This is a genomic window from Streptomyces sp. RPT161 (assembly GCF_027533845.1).
Classification (GTDB): Bacteria; Actinomycetota; Actinomycetes; order Streptomycetales; family Streptomycetaceae; genus Streptantibioticus_A; species Streptantibioticus_A silvisoli_A.
Window position 1 is genome coordinate 257,294 of the sequence record NZ_JAPZVN010000006.1, and the last position, 16,008, is coordinate 273,301.

Annotated in this window: 18 protein-coding genes and 2 pseudogenes; 9 read left to right on the plus strand and 11 right to left on the minus strand. The window is 69.4% G+C overall.

The annotated features are described in order from the left end of the window. Positions 1-20: 20 nt before the first annotated feature. Positions 21-2,963 (minus strand): hypothetical protein, encoded by a 2,943-nt coding sequence (locus O5O46_RS15900; RefSeq protein ID WP_269856065.1) that lies wholly within the window; start codon positions 2,961-2,963, stop codon positions 21-23. Positions 2,964-2,967: 4 nt separating this feature from the next. After that, on the minus strand, positions 2,968-3,279 hold the full coding sequence (locus O5O46_RS15905) for a trypco2 family protein (protein WP_269856066.1): 312 nt from the start codon (positions 3,277-3,279) through the stop codon (positions 2,968-2,970). A gap of 115 nt (positions 3,280-3,394) precedes the next feature. Here O5O46_RS15905 and O5O46_RS15910 point away from each other — a divergent pair, with 115 nt between their 5' ends. Next, positions 3,395-3,559 (plus strand): hypothetical protein, encoded by a 165-nt coding sequence (locus O5O46_RS15910; protein WP_269856136.1) that lies wholly within the window; start codon positions 3,395-3,397, stop codon positions 3,557-3,559. On the opposite strand, the gene O5O46_RS15915 is transcribed toward O5O46_RS15910, so the two are convergent. The 4 genes and pseudogenes from O5O46_RS15915 to O5O46_RS15935 form a co-directional block, all read right to left on the minus strand. Beyond that, positions 3,538-3,801, minus strand: a complete 264-nt coding sequence (locus tag O5O46_RS15915) for a hypothetical protein (protein WP_269856137.1) — start codon at positions 3,799-3,801, stop codon at positions 3,538-3,540. The genes O5O46_RS15910 and O5O46_RS15915 overlap by 22 nt on opposite strands. Before the next feature lie 155 nt (positions 3,802-3,956). After that, complete coding sequence (locus O5O46_RS15920) at positions 3,957-4,526, minus strand: V-type ATP synthase subunit D (protein ID WP_269856067.1); 570 nt, start codon at positions 4,524-4,526, stop codon at positions 3,957-3,959. A gap of 110 nt (positions 4,527-4,636) precedes the next feature. Beyond that, a pseudogene (locus O5O46_RS35535) lies at positions 4,637-5,405 on the minus strand (ATP synthase beta subunit C-terminal domain-containing protein); the annotation flags it as partial. Positions 5,406-5,568: 163 nt separating this feature from the next. After that, positions 5,569-5,790, minus strand: coding sequence for a cold-shock protein (locus O5O46_RS15935; protein WP_269856068.1), 222 nt, complete (start codon positions 5,788-5,790; stop codon positions 5,569-5,571). Between the two features lie 309 nt (positions 5,791-6,099). Here O5O46_RS15935 and O5O46_RS15940 point away from each other — a divergent pair, with 309 nt between their 5' ends. Continuing rightward, the gene (locus O5O46_RS15940; RefSeq protein WP_269856069.1) at positions 6,100-7,077 is read left to right on the plus strand and encodes an L-threonylcarbamoyladenylate synthase; all 978 of its coding nucleotides are present in this window, start codon (positions 6,100-6,102) and stop codon (positions 7,075-7,077) included. A 77-nt stretch (positions 7,078-7,154) separates the two neighbouring features. On the opposite strand, the gene O5O46_RS15945 is transcribed toward O5O46_RS15940, so the two are convergent. Then, a complete protein-coding gene (locus O5O46_RS15945; RefSeq protein WP_269856070.1) occupies positions 7,155-7,550 on the minus strand; it encodes a hypothetical protein in 396 nt (131 codons plus the stop codon). 327 nt (positions 7,551-7,877) lie between these two features. Further along, positions 7,878-8,519, minus strand: coding sequence for a carbonic anhydrase (locus O5O46_RS15950; protein WP_269856071.1), 642 nt, complete (start codon positions 8,517-8,519; stop codon positions 7,878-7,880). A gap of 131 nt (positions 8,520-8,650) precedes the next feature. Here O5O46_RS15950 and O5O46_RS15955 point away from each other — a divergent pair, with 131 nt between their 5' ends. Together O5O46_RS15955 and O5O46_RS15960 are read left to right on the plus strand one after the other, a co-directional pair. Further along, positions 8,651-8,773 (plus strand): hypothetical protein, encoded by a 123-nt coding sequence (locus O5O46_RS15955; protein ID WP_269856072.1) that lies wholly within the window; start codon positions 8,651-8,653, stop codon positions 8,771-8,773. 380 nt (positions 8,774-9,153) lie between these two features. Continuing rightward, positions 9,154-9,408 (plus strand): hypothetical protein, encoded by a 255-nt coding sequence (locus tag O5O46_RS15960; protein WP_269856073.1) that lies wholly within the window; start codon positions 9,154-9,156, stop codon positions 9,406-9,408. Positions 9,409-10,077: 669 nt separating this feature from the next. On the opposite strand, the gene O5O46_RS15965 is transcribed toward O5O46_RS15960, so the two are convergent. Beyond that, on the minus strand, positions 10,078-10,626 hold the full coding sequence (locus tag O5O46_RS15965) for a hypothetical protein (protein ID WP_269856074.1): 549 nt from the start codon (positions 10,624-10,626) through the stop codon (positions 10,078-10,080). A 201-nt stretch (positions 10,627-10,827) separates the two neighbouring features. Between O5O46_RS15965 and O5O46_RS15970 the strand changes: the two genes are divergently transcribed. The 3 genes from O5O46_RS15970 (at position 10,828) to O5O46_RS15980 (ending at position 13,731) form a co-directional block, all read left to right on the plus strand. Beyond that, complete coding sequence (locus O5O46_RS15970; protein WP_269856075.1) at positions 10,828-11,640, plus strand: alpha/beta fold hydrolase; 813 nt, start codon at positions 10,828-10,830, stop codon at positions 11,638-11,640. A gap of 18 nt (positions 11,641-11,658) precedes the next feature. Then, positions 11,659-12,906, plus strand: coding sequence for a hypothetical protein (locus O5O46_RS15975; protein WP_269856076.1), 1,248 nt, complete (start codon positions 11,659-11,661; stop codon positions 12,904-12,906). Between the two features lie 180 nt (positions 12,907-13,086). Next, the gene (locus tag O5O46_RS15980) at positions 13,087-13,731 is read left to right on the plus strand and encodes a hypothetical protein (protein WP_269856077.1); all 645 of its coding nucleotides are present in this window, start codon (positions 13,087-13,089) and stop codon (positions 13,729-13,731) included. A gap of 193 nt (positions 13,732-13,924) precedes the next feature. Here the strand turns inward: O5O46_RS15980 and O5O46_RS15985 are convergent, their stop codons facing one another. Continuing rightward, complete coding sequence (locus O5O46_RS15985; RefSeq protein WP_269856078.1) at positions 13,925-14,104, minus strand: hypothetical protein; 180 nt, start codon at positions 14,102-14,104, stop codon at positions 13,925-13,927. A 259-nt stretch (positions 14,105-14,363) separates the two neighbouring features. On the opposite strand from O5O46_RS15985, the pseudogene O5O46_RS35540 reads away from it, so the two are divergent. Next, a pseudogene (locus O5O46_RS35540) lies at positions 14,364-14,486 on the plus strand (dTDP-4-dehydrorhamnose reductase); the annotation flags it as partial. A gap of 71 nt (positions 14,487-14,557) precedes the next feature. Continuing rightward, on the plus strand, positions 14,558-14,770 hold the full coding sequence (locus O5O46_RS35545; protein WP_443072547.1) for a hypothetical protein: 213 nt from the start codon (positions 14,558-14,560) through the stop codon (positions 14,768-14,770). 222 nt (positions 14,771-14,992) lie between these two features. On the opposite strand, the gene O5O46_RS16000 is transcribed toward O5O46_RS35545, so the two are convergent. Continuing rightward, positions 14,993-15,742 (minus strand): PIG-L deacetylase family protein, encoded by a 750-nt coding sequence (locus O5O46_RS16000; protein WP_269856079.1) that lies wholly within the window; start codon positions 15,740-15,742, stop codon positions 14,993-14,995. Positions 15,743-16,008 lie beyond the last annotated feature (266 nt).

Genomic DNA, 16,008 nt, shown 5'->3' on the forward strand with positions numbered 1-16,008 from the left:
CACAAGACAATCTACCTAAATCAAAGGCTCGTTCCGTGCTGGAGCCAGGCCAGGAGTTCGTCATGGCGGATCTGGTACACCGTGCCGGCGGAACGCAGCAGGCCGACGCGGTGGCACCAGCGGAGGAACCCGACGAGGTGCCAAGGCAGTTTGCCGCGGGTGGCCAGCACGACTCCGGCGTACTGGCGGGTGACGTCTGCGACGAAGCCGGGCCCGGCGGCTAGGCCGCAGGCGAGGGATGTGGCGACGGCCAGCGGCCAGTCCACCCGCAGCCACTCGATGTTCAGCGTGGCGTACAGGGTCAGGCCGGCCACGATGAGGCCTGCGATCAGCCCGGCTGTCGCGTCGTTGCGCAGCGGTGAGAGGGGGGTGGGCACCCCGGGCGGGTCGGGGTCGGGGTCACCGCCGTTGGTGCGCCGGGCGGCCCGCAGTCCCAGCGGGACGCCTACCGCCAGGGCCAGCGCACCGGCGCCGCATCCTGCGATCACTCCGATGAAGTCGCCGAGCGTGCCGACGAGGGACCCGGCGGCCCCGGCCAGGACGAGGGCGGTGGGCAGCCCGCCGGCCACCAGGTGCCGGCGGTCGATGTCCGCCCGTACCGACAGGGCAAGACCGAAGCCGAAGACCAGCGTGAAAGCGATTGCGACCGCGAGCGCGTATCCCACCCCGAACAGCGGCGTGAGCGGTGGCAGCAGCGCCCAGCCGAGGAGCGCGCCGAGGCCGATCCTGCGACAGCCGAGCCTGCTTCGCAGGCGCTGGAAGAGGATGCGCCGAGGCTGGATGTGCCGCGCCCGTGCACTCCAGGCGGCGAGGAACGGTGCGGGGGAGAGGAGGAGCAGCAACGGGAGGCCGGGGGAGGGGAGTTCGTGGCATTGCCGGAGGCAGATGGTCAGCAGGACGAAGGCGGGCAGCCAGCATGCCAGGGTGAGCCCGGCGGCGGCATAGCGGGCGGCGCGCGGGCCGGCGAGCGGCCACAGCAGGTGGACTGCCAGGTCACGGCCGCCCTCCGCGCTGCCCGGGTCGGCCGGTGCTGTGGTGCCGCCGTGCAGGTTGGCGGCGAGTAGGCGGAGCCAGCGTGTCACGGCTGAGTCGTCGGCGTAGGGCTGTGGCACTCCTTTTGGGTCGGGTTTGCACAGTGTTGGTACGAGCTGGTTGAGGAGCTCGTCGCGCAATTGTCGTAGCCCGTCGGTGGAGGTTGGCGTGCCGATGAAGGAGCGGAGTGCCGCGGCCCCGGCGTCGGACTGGGAGGTGAGGGACGCCAGCGTGAGCATCCAGGGGGAGGTGAGCAGGTCACCGAGAACCGTTTCTGGCTTGGCCAGTTCGGGCTCCAGCCCGGCGAGTCGGGCTGTGTTGTAGGCGCGTTGGTGGAGGTAGTGCCAGCCGTCTGCCGGGGATACATCGTTGATCTGGATCGTCGCGCAGTCGAGCAGCCGGTCGTCGCCACCGCTGAGCCTGATGTAGTTCGCTGCTCGACAGGTGATCACCAGCGGCCCTTCGAACCGGTTGAGCTGGGTGAGCGCGGCGATGGCGTGGCGCTGGTCCGATCCGGCTTCGTCCATCTCGTCGAGGCCGTCCAGCACCGGCAGGATCCGTCCTGACGCGAGGAGGTCGCGGGCTTTGGTCTCGGAGCCGCTGAGGTATTCCCGGGCCATGACGGTGCTGAGCCAGTCGGTGAACGGGACGTCGGTGTCCCAGCCGGCGAGGCCGACCGGTACGGGTACGGGGCCCGGGTAGGAGGCGCGGGTGAGGAGCTGGTGGACGAGTTCGTTGGCGAGGAGGGTCTTTCCCGATCCTGGTCCACCCGTGATGACCAGCCGCTTGGGCCTGAGGGCGTCCAGGAAGCGGGCGATGCTGAGGAAGTCGCCGTGCGGCCAAGCGGTTTCGGGTCCTCGGCCAACGTCCGGCAGTGTCTTGTAGGTGATGTTGATGGCCATCGTGTCCCCGCCGAGGAGCTGCCGCCGCCGCTCGCTCGACTGTCGCCGCACGATCTCCGCCAGATCCTGGCGTGCAGCTTCCCGGGCCGATCCGGACCGCCGAGGCCGGCGGAACAGCGGGACGGCCCACGCCGTGAGCGCGCCGCCGACCACGGGGGCTGGCAGCCAGGCGGCGATGGGCTGGCGCGGGGAGAGGAAGGGGAAGACGCTTAACCCCGCCACGACACCGCCCGCGACGGCGGAGCCCAGCACGGTCCGGACGCGCTGTTTCCGCGAGATCGGTGTCATGGCTATCGACGGGTACGGCGAGTCCGGGTATTCCTCCGGCTGTGGCGCAGGGATGTCCTCGATGACGCAGTGGGCACCATGGTCGGCCAGGGCCTGTGCGAAGCCAGGCAGCGCGGCCAGCGCGCTGATCGGGACGGCATCCAGGACATTCGCGGTGTCGGAGATCTTCTTGTCTGTGGCCAGCACCGCGACCAGGAGCGGCCCGCAGAACAGGGCCGTCCCCGACGCGCCGCTCCAATTCGACCCCGCAGACAGGCCCTTGGGGACGACCCCTGAGTCGACGTGCACGGTGAGCATGCCGGACTTCATGGCGTGCAGCGGATCGACGTGCCCCCGCACCGGCATGGTGTCGCGCCGTTTCGGTCTGGAACGGTCCACGACTGCGTCGGGGAAGCCAAGCCCGAGGCATGGAACGCGGTCGCCGCCGCGGATCCGGCCGAACCGCACCGGAGCCGTCCGGGGAGGCTGCCAGGCCGGGTCCGCGATCCGAAGCAGCGCACCGTCTCGTTGAGGGTGCGCGGTAGTGTCGACGGGGTGCGGGGGCCATATCAACTCGGCTGTTACCCAGCTGGTGCGGCCCTCCAAGTCGAGGCGCCGGACCTTGATCTCCCTGCGGATCGCAGCGTCTTCGACGACATGGTAGGCAGTGAGCAAAAGCTGATCGGACATCAGGTAGCCGGTGCCGAAGTTCTTCTCCTTCCGGGTTGGATTCCAGATCTCCATGACCCGCGCCCGGTCCATCGGCTTACTCCGGCAGCTCGTCCACGCTGCTGGAGATCTGCGCGTCCTCGCCATCGGCGTCGACCGGCTGCAGAGTGAACTTGATCCGATGTGTACGGTCCACGTTCGCCACCCCGTGAGCCTCACCGGTCCAGGGGAGGACGAAGACCTTGGTCCGGGCTCCGATCTCCTTCCTGACGGCCAGGGTGAACTCAAGCTCCACCGGGCCGGTCCTGAACTTCAAGGGCTCGTTCTGACCCTCTTGCATGGCGCGCTGGAGCTCGGCGCGGATCGCACCGACCGTCTCTCCCAGCTCCGCCCACGGTTCCTGTGACATGCCGTACGCCCCCTGCTCGACCGCGTGGTTCGCTCTGCGCCGAACATAGCCGATCCAGTGGGCTCCGCTGCCCGGTTTGTGATGACGGGAACGCAACCTCCACCAGACTGCGCCGATGACGCTCACCCTGGTCGCTGTCGTCCAGCACGACACCCTCGTAGAGGTCGCACAGGGACAGCTGGGCACCGGGGTGAGGTCGCTCGCGGCGGACGATGATCCGGGTGCCGTCGGGATGTCCCGTCAGGTCGACCAGGCGGGTCAGCTCTGCGACCTTGGCTGAACCGCGCAGGGAGCCGCCCTGTTCCAGGGCCGGGTGCAGACCTGTCGGGGCAGGGTCTGGATCGCGCGGCGGACCGGTTCGGTGACGGGGTGTCCGACGGAGAAGCGCGTCTGGATGCCCTGCCGGCGCAGGCTGCGCAGGTGGGTCAGGAACGCTTCGGTGCTTCCGGCGTTGTCGGTGCGGATGAGGATTTCGGTGCCGTGGCGGTGGGCATCGCGGATCTGTGCGAGGTCGCCGTCCAAGACGGGGATACGGCCACTCCGATCCTGTGCCGTGGACTGGTTCCCCCGTGATGCTGAATCCAGTCACGCGCCCGCGGTATGTCTCACTGCCGCGCGGAGAACCAGGCGTTGCCGCCGAGCGTCCAGACCGAGACGTGGGTGACGCCCAGCCCGGCCTATCGGCGGCGGACGAAGTCCTCGTGTTCAGCCTGCTCCAAGGCCAGGTCCGCTGCCGCGAGCTCTTCGGTCAGCCGGGGGATCCAGTGGCGGCGCAACGCGCGCACTCGCTGGCGGGTGCGGGCCGCCTCGTCGCCGACGGGGCGGGCGGCGGCGCGGGCCGTGGCGTACTCGGCCGCTGCTCGCACAGCCTCCTGGTAGGCCCACTGCGCTTGCGCCAACGCGGTGTTCCGGGGCAACGGTTCGGCGTCGGCTCGGACCGCCGTGACGTGGGAGAACCCGGCGCGGTGGCGCACGCCCATGGATGTGGACCACTCGACGTCAACTTGCGCGGAGGCAGCCGGGCACGCCATGTCCAGAGCGCGTTCTCCGCTCAGCAGGAGGCCGCGCAATGACCACTGCTCCGCTTCGCGTGACCGCTCGTGCCAGGCCCGCAAGGCCGCCTCCTCGGCATGCAGCCTGCGTTGGTGCTCGTCGCGCAGGATGCGCAGCTTGCGCTCCAGCAGGTCGGCGCCGCGGTTGGCGGCGTCGAGCTTGCGGCGCAGGCGTCCGGCCCGGCCGGGTGGCACGCGGTGTGTCGTGGTCGTCCGTACTGCTCCTTCGCCTCTGGCGGTTGATGTGCGTCGATCAATTCCGCTGGCAGCATTGTGAGTTGGCTGCGCGGCAGGGTGAGCAGCACTTGCCAGGCGCGCTCCCGTGCCTCGTCGAGAGGGCGTGCCTCGTCCACGCGTTGTGCCATCAAGCGGTGCAGGAAGGCGTCGGCCAGGTCCAGGCGGCGGGTGTCGGTCGTGCTGAGCGCGGACCGCCCGACCAGGTCGGCCAGCTCGCGGACCTGCCGGGCACGGGCGAGGGCGGCGAGCAACTGTGCGGCTACGTCAAGGTGGTCGGCGCGGGTGCGGCCGGGCCCGGCGCCCTTGCGCATCAACCGGGACAGCGAGGACAGCGCGTCCACCGGCGGATAGACCTCTTGCGCGTGGACTTCGTGCGACAGCACGATCTGGCCTTCGGTGATGTAGCCGGTCAGGTCCGGGACCGGGTGGGTGATGTCGTTTGCCGGCATGGTCAGTACCGGCAGGACGGTGACTGAGCCCGGCCGCCCCCGGATCCGCCCGCAGCGCTCGTACAGCGAGGCCAGGTCGCTGTACAGGTAGCCGGGGTAGGCGCGGCGTGCCGGGATCCCCGCGGGCGGCGGAGACTTCCCGCAGCGCCTCCGCGTACGCGGTCATGTCGGACATGACCACCAGGGCATGTCTGCCCTCTTCGGAGGCGAGGTGCTCGGCGACGGTGAGTGCCAGGCGGGGGGTGAGGATCCGTTCGATCACCGGGTCGTCCGCGGTGTTGAGGAGCAGGACGAGTTCGCCTGCGGCGGAGAAAACAGCGGGCTTGGCGAAGGGCCCCTTGTCATAGCCGAAGCTGGCGATTTCAACGCAGACGACTCCGCTGAGCATGCACGACCTCCCAGGAGTGGGGATTGGGCACGCAGGCTTTCCGAACGAACCAGCCCATAAAGCATCACCGGGACGACGTCACACGAAGGGTGGTGAGATTCGCAGACCAGGGTTTAGGCCCACCACAGGGCAGGGGTGGCGGGTCACCACCGACCCTGTGAACTCAGCAATAAGTCCCAATCCGCCGGACGTTCTCGGCCCAGACCCCCTCGGAGTCCTTGACGACGTCGAAGATCACCCTGTCGCCGGCCGTCAGTCCACGGACGCGGCAGCACCCCTTGACGGCCAAGAAGTCCATGATGGCGTCCGGCTCTCCGTCGTCGTCTCGCGTGATGACGCCATGCCCCTTCTCCGGGCTGAACCACTTAACAGTGCCACTGGGCACACCCCTCACCCCTCTCAAGAGCAGGATGTGAATCCAGGACTCTGGCCAGAGCCTTGCGGTTCGCGCAGGCTGCGGCATTCACCCAGAAGGATGAACAGGACCCCGGCCAGGAACCACGGGAACAGCAGCTCGGCACATCACACACCGTCACGCACGCGGTAGCTTCGCGTTGGGCGGGGCCACTGCCACGGGATCAAGGACTCAGACCCCGCACCTTTACTGGATCTGGGCGGCCTCGCCCTCGGGGGCCGACCGCCGGTCAGCTGGCTGCAACCAACCTGATGGCCGGGTACGCCTAGGATTGCGGGGGTGACGGCAAGAACCTGTGACATCGAGAAGGCGGCCGAGGTGCTGCGTGCCGGAGGGCTGGTGGCCCTCCCGACCGAGACCGTCTATGGTCTGGGCGCCAACGCCGAGGATCCTGCCGCCGTTGCGCGCATCTTCGAGGTCAAGGGGCGTCCGCCCTCCCACCCGCTGATCGTCCACATCGGCGGCGCGGAGCAGTTGGACGAGTGGGTCCAGGACGTGCCTGCGACGGCGCGCCTGCTGGCCGAACACTTCTGGCCGGGGCCGCTCACGCTGGTTCTGCGGCGCGGTCCCCGCGTACCCCTGGAGGCGACCGGTGGGTTGGAGACGGTGGCCGTGCGCGTGCCCGACCACCCCGTCGCCCTCGCGCTGCTGTCGGCCTTCGGCGGCGGTGTCACGGCTCCGTCCGCTAACCGCTTCGGCTCGGTCAGCCCCACCACGGCGGACCATGTCCGTGCCGAGCTCGGCGATGGGGTCGACTTCGTGCTGGACGGTGGCTCCTGCGAGGTCGGTGTCGAGTCGACCATCGTCGACGTCACGGGTGATGTCCCGAGTGTCCTGCGGCCGGGTGGCGTGACGCGTGAGGACCTGGAGGCGGTGCTGGGGTGGCCGCTTGCGGTTCCTTCGACGAGCCGTGTCCGGGTGCCGGGGCAGCATCCGTCGCACTACGCGCCGCGGGCGCGGGTCGTTCTGGTCGAGTCGGAGAAGGTCGTCGCCGAAGCAGAAAGTGCGCAGGAGCTGGGGCACCGGGTGGGCGTGTTCCTTCCCTCCGCCTTCGCCGGTACCCCGGTGAAGGCGCATGCTGTGGTGACGGTTCCCGACTCTCTCGCCGCGTACGCGCGTGGGCTGTACGGGTTCTTGCGCGAACTCGACTGGCAGGGGTGCGACCTCATCGTGGCCACCTTGCCGGTGGAGGAGGGTCTGGGGTTGGCGATCGCCAACCGGCTCCGCCGTGCCGCGGGGCCTCGGTCCACGGTGTGACCATCGGCGCCGTGACTTGAAGAAGCTGTTTCCCGGCTGCGGCTGCAGGAGATGTCGGCCTGGGTGGTTGCGTGCGGTCAGGGTGCGGGAGGGACGGCGCGGGCCAGGGGTTCCAGGTCTCCGTACAGGGCGGCGTGGAGTGCGGCGGCGAGTTCGCGGGCTCGTTCTTCTCTCCGCACGCCGTGCATCATGAAGTAGATCGGCCCCATGTAGGCGTCCAGGTCGACCTCGTGGCTTTGGATCAGGCGGGTGATCGCGTCCCGGAGTGCGTCGTTGACGGTGTCGGCGACAGCGTGGCCGGGGCCGGCGGTGAGCGTGTCCGCCTTCACGCTCCACAGTCGGCGTTTTTCGGATTCGATGGCGACGAATACAACGTTGTGCGCCATGGCGTTGCGGTAGACGTCGTGGAAAGCGTCGGTCCCGGTGGCGTCCGGGATGAGGTGGGCGGGGCAGGGAACCGGCAGTGGCTGCACCGGTGCATTCTGCCAAGAGGTGACGTCAATGCGCGCCCGCGACGCGATGACGGGTCACCTTGAGTGATTATCTCTGCTTCGAACCAGCGGCTTTCGCCTTCTTGCGGCCCCTGACGCGACGCCGGCGCACCGTCAGGGGCCGCTGACACGCGAGCGCCATGTCGCCTCCTCCAACGTCACCGCGACAGGCAGGACACGCTGCCGTCAACCGCGTCACGCTGCCGGGGAGGCAGTCTCCACCGCCGGAGCCTGCGGCAGGCACCCCGTTGTTCCTCCGACCGCGGCACATCACGCTGATCAGCCGCGGCCGGGAGCGGTCAGGAGCGGTCAGGATGCGGCGACGACCGCCGCATCGAGGCCACGAGAGGCGACGAGCTGTGCACTGCCGTCGGCCAGGCGGTAGCACAGGCCCACCACGGCAGCCTGGCCGGCGGCGACCTTCTCGGCGAGGACCCGGGAGCGATCCAGCAGCAGGTCGACGGTGTGCCTTATGTGCTCGGCGAGGATCTCCTGCGGCTCGACCTGTCCGGCGGCCCGTGCTGCCAGCACGCTGGGAGTCACCCGTTCGACGACATCCCGGATGTATCCGGCCGGTGTCATGCCGTTCTCCAAAGCGGCGCACGCTGCGCCGACCGCGCCGCACGAGTCGTGACCGAGGACCACGACCAGCGGACACCCGAGGACGTCCACGCCGTACTCGATGCTGCCCAGCACCTCCGGGCCCACGACGTGGCCGGCGGTGCGGACCACGAAGAGGTCGCCCAGGCCGCGGTCGAAGATGATCTCGGCGGCCAGCCGGGAGTCGGAGCACCCGAACAGCACTGCGAAGGGCTGTTGGGACGGTGCGATCTCAGCGCGGCGGGTGGCGTCCTGGTTGGGGTGCTCGGGGGCGCCGACGACGAAGCGCTGGTTGCCTGCCAGCAGCAGCTCGAAGGCGTCGCGGGGCGTCGGGGTGCTGTACTCGGTCATGGCCGCAGCCTACGAGGCGGATCGTTCGTTGGCAGTGCGTGGATGCTCACAACGCTGATGCGGGGCCCTTTGGGGCCTCGCTGGGGGCGTATCGGCTGCCCCCCGGGTCGGATGGTCACAACGGTGCCGACGTGCGTGAACGCGTGGCGAAGTGGGGGACGTCGTGGAACGGACGTGCGGTCATAGTCAGCATCGCGGTGGCCACCGTGATCATCGCGGTGGTGTCCGTCGTAGTGCGTGACCTGCCCAGGTGAGCGTCTATGAGCTGTTCGGCGAACCGGTGGTGCGGAGCTGGCGTGCCGCAGCCGGCCGGCAACCGGATGGGCCGCTAGATGACCACCCGGACGGGCGGCGCGGCGTTGGGCCCGATTCTCCGGCGGCGCCCGCGCATCCGGCGGATCGTGCGGAGCCTGCGGGACCGCCCGCCCGGCTGCACCGTTCTCCCAGCGGTGCAGCCGTCCCGTGCCCGTGCGCCATGTGCACAGACGGTGTCGGCGGCGAGTCCTTGAGACCGCCGACGGAGTGGAGGATGTCGTAGGCGAGGGGCAGCGCCGTCACCGTGCGGCCCTTGTCCCGACGGGCCCGGGCGTAGTCGGTGATGTCTTCCAAGTCGAAGGCCAGCAGGTCCTTGCCGGTGACGATGCTCATGCGGATTGGCGACGATCTCCAGTCCGAAGGCGTTGGACGCATGCACGACCTGGTGCCCGGCGGGAACGTTGCTGAGCATCTGCAGGGCGGTGCCGGTCTCGTCCATGAAGTCGAGGGTGGCGTCAAGGGGCCACTCGTACGGTTCGGGCACGAGGAAGGTATTGGCGTGGCTCGCCTCCAGGAAGATCTCGCGAACCCGCGCGCTTTTGAAATCAGACAAGAGCCGCAGAACACCCTATAAGACGGAGGGAATGCGATGGTCAGCGGTGGTGCGTCTCCGGGCCGCGTGGCGTGACGCGGGCGGACATCCGGAGAAGGTGGAGAAAGTTCGGCGGCATCTGGCTGGGCTGGCGGGTGGTGGACGGCCGTGTCCCTCATCGAACGGGAGGCATACGTCCGTGACCTGTTCGCGCCGCTGCGGTTGGGTGAGGGACTGCTGGGCGAGCTGACCAGGCGAGTGGGCGTGTTGGAGCGTGAAGCGACTGGAGGCGGGTTCACGCTCAGTCTCGTTGACGCCGAGAGCGTGTGGTCCTGTTGCTGTCGGCGGGCAAGCACACCATCGGATCGGCCCGCACCCACCGATCGCTGGCCGACCGGCCCGACGGGCCGTTCAGCGAAGCGGACGCGTGGGCGCCGGGCGAGCTGATGCAGACGGACTCCACCCCGCTGTCGACACCGCTGGCCATCCATGCAATTCAGCAAGATCCGCTGGCGGAATCCTCCGGATCGCCGGCCAACAGCACCCTTGATGACGCAGGACACATAGAGGCGTTCGCCCTTCGCGCGGGGACCGCCGGACAGTCGTTGCCATGCTTCGGGCGGCGCTTGGGCGATGAGAGGGTCGATGCGCGGGCCGTGGCTTCCCACACTCAAGCCGTTGACCTGCGGCGATGGAGAAGTCCGGCTGGAGTTAGAGGATCGTCAAGGTCGTCAGCCCCGTCGCGCCGGTGACGCCGCCCGCCAGGCACTGCAGGGCGCTTGGCTGGGGCAGGGGGATGACTTGGAGGAGCTTCCGGCCGTGGAAGCGGCCGTGGGTGACGGTGCCGGTGACCGGGGTGACCACTTGGCCGACCACGGCTGTACTGCTGCCGCTGATATCGGCGGTGCTGGAGTCGCCGGTGTTCCAGACGTAGGTTCGGCGGGCCCGGAACCCTTCGAGAAGGTTGTTGCAGCCCGTGAAGAGCGTGAACTCCTCGTGGTAGCCGCCGCTGCGCACCGCGCCATCGCTTCCGACGCAGGAGCCGAAGCGACCGTCAACTGTGACGCGGACGGGTCGCGCCTGGAGAGTGACGCTTGGGTGGTAGCTGACGGACTCGGTTCCCTGGCACTGCAACAGCCCGGCGCCGCGGGGGTGGGCGGACGCCGGCACCACCGGCGTAACCGCGCCGAACACCACGGCGGCCGCCAGGGCGACCGCGCGCAGCCGCTTCCCACCCGCCGTCACGGAGGATCTCTTCACACTGAGGACCATGGGGCATTCCATGCCCCGCTTGCTCATTCCGAAGACCGGCGCACCGGAGTACGGACGGATGCCAGAGCTCGCATAGCGGCGCACGGCCCGGAACGCACGCCTACCCGCACAGGCCGTCTCAGGCGTAGCCTCGTGCCGCCCCTTGACCACCTTCCGCAGGGCCCTGCGCCGGAGTGAGCCGGAGAGAGATTGCACACCCTGGAGAGCGCCACGCTGACCGTGCCGGGGGCGCGGCTGTACTTCGAAGTTCGCGGCGCTGGACCGCTGTTGCTGCTCGTGCCGGGCGGCGCCTCCGACGCCGAGGTCTTCCGGGATCTGGCCGACGAGCTCGCGGCTTGCCACCGCGTTGTCACCTATGACCCACGCGGCATCTCCCGCAGCCGTCTGGACGGGCCGCTGCCCGAACCATGGCTCGACACCCAGGCTGACGACGTCGCACGGCTACTCGACCACCTTGCCCGGGAGGGTGAGGCTGTGCAGGTGTTCGGCAGTTGCGCTGGCGGGCTCGTCGCACTGGAGCTCATGGTCCGCGATCCGGCGCGGGTCCGGTTGGCCGTCGTCCATGAGCCGCCCGCCGTGGGACTGTTGCCGGATGCGGCACGGCACGCAGCCTTCTTCGACGAGGTGTACGCGACGTTCCGCCGGGAGGGCGTCCCGGCGGCCCTGGACAGGTTCCGGGCCCTCTTCGGCGGCAAGGCCGCCCCGCGGCTTCGTGAAGCGGCCGACAACAGCGAGTTCTTCCTCGCCCACGTGATGCTGCCCTCCTCCCGCTGTGTGCCCGATCTCACCGCGCTGGCGGCCGTGGCGGACCGCATCGTCACGGCTGGCGGCCGGGAGTCCCGCACCTACGACGTGCACCGTCCGGCGGTCGTCCTCGCGCAGCGGCTCGGCCGGGGACTGGTGGAGTTCCCCGGCGGGCACGTCGGCTACGCCAAACACCCCGCCTCGTTCGCTCAGCAACTCGCGGGAATCCTGGCCGTCCCACGGCCCGCAGCCGGCTGACGCGCCATGCGCATCCTGATGGGAGCTCAGAACTGCGGCTTCGGCCCGGCCTCCGTGCTCGTTGCCGTCTCCCGGCTGCTCTCCGGGCACGAGCGGGTGTTCATGGGCGACGGCGTCTCGGCTGCTTTCGCCCGCCGCAACGCCACCGCCTTCGACGCCGTCCACGAGCTCACCGAACCGTACGGCAACGGATCCGTGCTCCTGGACCGCCTGCTGGCCGACAGCGACCATGTCGTCTCTGTCATGGACGCCGATCTCGTCCTGCGCGCCGTCGTGGCGCGCCGACCGGTGGTCCTGGTGGACTGCCTGTTCAGCTTCTGGCAGCACCGCGCCCCCCTGACGCGGATCCAAGATCTGTGCACGACCCTTCCCCGCACCTCCTTCCCGGCGGCCCGCCGCCACCTATTGCACCTCTCACCGCACGAACGCGTCCTCGCCGCCCACCTGCTGGCCGACCACAGCGTGGTCCAGAACTTCCCCGACGTCTCCCGGCGTATGGCCGAGTTCACCGACACCGGCATGCACCACACGATGCTGCTGACCGGTCCGCTCGTCGATCTGGACGGCCTGAAGGAAGCGGCAGCAGGCGAACCGGCGGCGGTCGAACCGCATTACGACCTGCTGATCAACATCGGCGGCTTCAAGAACTTCCTCCTGGACTTCGAGGCCAACAACGACTACCTCCGCCTCATCGACCGCTGGATCCCGGACCTGCTCATCGACTGGCCACGATTCAGCCGCGTCCTGGTCTGCGGCGGCCCGTACGCCGGACACCGCTCCAGCAGCCACCGAAGCGGCGGACGACACGTCGACCGCCGCTTCCTCCCTCAGCGCGAGCTGCTGCGACAGGTGGCGAGAACACCGCACTCTCTGCTCGCCCCCGGCCTGTCGGCAGTCAACGAGACCACGCTCCTGGGCCGGTTACCTCTGGCGCTCCACGAACAGCACTACGCGCACACGTTCACCGTCCGCAACCTCGCGGGCACCCTCTTCGGACGCCTGGCGGGCCGGTTCGCGGACGTCCTGCCCGGCCACCCGCTGCCCGAGGACGACTACTCCGGCACCCAGGCCCTCGTGACCGTCGCGGGCCGAATCGTAGAGGACGACGACCTCTACGCGCGGTTCCGCAGCACCTACAACGAACGCATCGAGCAATACCTCTTCCTCCCACCGGAACAGCGGTGTGCGGGAGTGGCTGAACTGCGCCGCCTCCTCGGCGGCCCTCCCGCCCCCTCGGTCATCGCCGCGCTCCTGACGGCCCAGTGACCTGAGACGACAGGTTCCGGTGCTGAGTTTCAGCGCTTGAGTTCTCACTTCGGTGTCTTGCAGCTCCCTCGATCGGGTTATGACCACCAGAGCCGCCAACTGTGGCCACTGTGGTGCGTGTTAACTGTCGGCAGCCCCTGCCGGAAGCGTGGTGGCAAGCACGCCAGGCCCGACCGTGGCGTGGGGATCTGGATTGACGCGTTCATCGCGCCCGTTGAGTCGACTTTGCTCTCGGTCGAGTGCTTCGGGAGCTTGCTGGTCGACTTGGCCCGCGAACGGATCGTCCGGACGCCCTGGACGCTGGTGGCGGGGGATCTGTGCGTCAACGCCGAGTTGCTGTGGGGTGGGGTCGTCGGGCGAGCGCGCTTTGACAACCTTCCCTCCCGGCACGCAGCTCCCCTCGGACGAGCTGCCGAGTGGTGGGAGGACGACCCTCCACCGTGGGGACCGTCCCGCGAGCAGGCGCGCGTACTGGCCGGGGGCGATGCCATCCTCGATGTGCTCTCCGCCCTGCGGGCGGCCCCCTACGGGGCTGAGGACATCGCCGTCGCCTTCTCCAGTCTCGACTTCACCAACCCCGCCACCCTCGACCACTACTGGGCCGAGGACGGCCGAACGGTCCTGGCCTGCTACGCCCTGGCCACCTCGCAGGTGCGCCCGTTGGACTTCAACTCGACCGGTGAACCTGGTGGGCCGACGCACCCTGTTCGAACGTGCGTGGTCAACACCTTCAAGCTCGGGGACCGCAGCCCCTGCCTGGCGATCGAACGGGTTGTCTCCCGCCACTTCGCCTCCGTGCTGGTCTACGGCCACAGATACGGGTGAGATGTGGCCTCCTGCCGCGGGGGAGCGGCAGGAGGCCCACGAAGGGCCGCACCCACCAGGGAGGCACGGTCCGGTCAGGCTATGGCAGCCGATGAGCGGTTGCAGCGGGAACGCGCAACGGCCGGTTCAGGGCTTGTCGGGGCCGTCCGCCTGGGCGTAGACGGCGCCCGTGGCCTCCAGAGACGTTGTGGTCTTACGGCAGAACGACGAGCCCGTTCCGCTCTGGGGCGCCCGAGTGCCAGGGGTCCGCGCTGACCGCATTGGCGTTGACGCTCACGAGCCGACTCCACGGGGCGTCATCGGCACTGGCGGGCATGGTGAGCAACCCGAAGAACGCGGCGATGCCGAGGAGGATGGTGGTGCTACGACGCATGAACAGGCCTTTCACGTAAGGGGAGTGAGTCCCGCGAGGACTGCCCTTGCCGGTGGCCGACCATGCGTCAGGTCACCCGCACGGGGACGCAGAATCGATCACTCGCCCCGGGCGCTGTCAGACGAAAGGCAGGGAAGGCGGTCAAACCGCCGCCCGCCGCCGGGCTTGAGCTGGAAGGCCGCCCGGCGGCGGCCCGCAGGCCCATGCGGCGAGGAAAGTGCCCGGCCCCTGGATTCTGCGTTCGCTACCGTGTCGGTCCGTGACGGTTTTAATCATCGGGGGTAGTGGTTTCCTGGGCGCGGAACTGGTCCGGCAGGCCACTGCGGCGGGGCACAAGACGGCGGTGACGTTCGCCTCCCGGCCCGGGATGGCTTCGGGTGTCGCCTGGCATTCGCTCGACGTCCGGGACTCCGTGCGTGTGGCCAGGGTGTTTGCCGAGGTGCACCGTCGGTCGTGGTCAACGCGTCGAGCGACCAGTCCGACTGGGCGGTCACCGCCGACGGCGCGGTCCGCGTGGCGCTGGCCGCCGTTGAGCAGGGCTGCCGACTGCTGCACGTCTCCAGCGACGCAGTCTTCTCCGGTGCGCGCGTCCGCTACGACGAGAGCTGCCTGCCCGTCCCGGCTCGCGGACCGACCGTTGAAGCCAGCCCTACTGCACTTACATGACCGCGGTGACGGGGCTGGGACGCTTCGTCGAGGTCGTCCTGCACCGGTTGCCACCCCGGCGATGAAGAACCCGGGCTCAGCTGCCGGTTGGTAAGTCGGCTGAGCTGCCGAGCGTGCAAGGGACATGGCAGCCCAACGCCCGTTCGGCGCTGCCATTACGCGACCGGCGGGGACGTGAGAGAACCAACCGACCGGCGGGACGGGCCGCCTGCGTGTACGGCGTCAGCGGGTGAACAGCTCGAAGGGTACGGCGGGGCGACCGCGGAACCGGGCGGACGCGGCCATCATGGTGCCTTCCAGGAACGACCGGCAGTAGTGCTCGGGGTCCTGGTCGGTGAGAGCCTCGATGTAGGTGCGGTGGGCCATCAGCGACCGGACGGCCCGCTCGTATCCGGCACCTGCGTCGACGGCGTGCGTGGACTGTGGTGAGCCGGCCACGGCCACGTACCGCACGCCGTTCCACGGTTCGAGACCGTGCTCGGCGAGTTCGGGGAAGATCCAGCGGTTGCCCGCGTCGGCGACGGCGTCGAGTACGGCCCGGCCCACGGCCCGGTGGTCGGGCGTGTTCCAGGTGATGCCGCCCCAGGTGTCGTGGTGGTTGAGGGTCAGCACGAGTTCCGGGCGATGGCGCCGGATGGAAGCGGCGAAGTCACGGCGCAGCGCGGTGCCGTACTCGATGACGCCGTCGGGGTGGCGGAGGAACTCGACGGTGGAGACGCCCACGGCGGCGGCACTGGACCGCTGCTCCCGCTCGCGCAGGGAGCCGGCCGTGGCGGGTTCGAGGCCGTCGATACCGGCCTCGCCGAGGGTGGCGAGCACGTAGACGACGTCACATCCCGCGTCGGTCCAGGTCGCGATGGCGGCCGACGCCCCGTATTCGAGATCGTCAGGGTGGGCGACGATCGCGAGGGCGCGCTGCCAGTCGGTGGGCATCTCGGCCAGTTGCGAGGGCGCGCCAACCGTCTCGGCCATCTCGGTCTCCTTCGTTCGCGGTACGGCGCAGCGTAGAACCTGTCCGGCAGATCTTCACAGGCCCGCGGCGCCCGGCGCCGCATTTCGCCGCGTCCTCGAAGTCGCCCGAGCACGCCCGGTACGAGATCGATCCTCCGCCTTCTGCACGCACGCGCGGACCACCTTGGCTTTGAGGGTGGGCACCAGGAAGGAGATCGCATGCGGCTGCGGCGCTAGACGCCCCACACGACCAGAGACCCCCTTCCTGGACGTGCGGCGGCATGGTC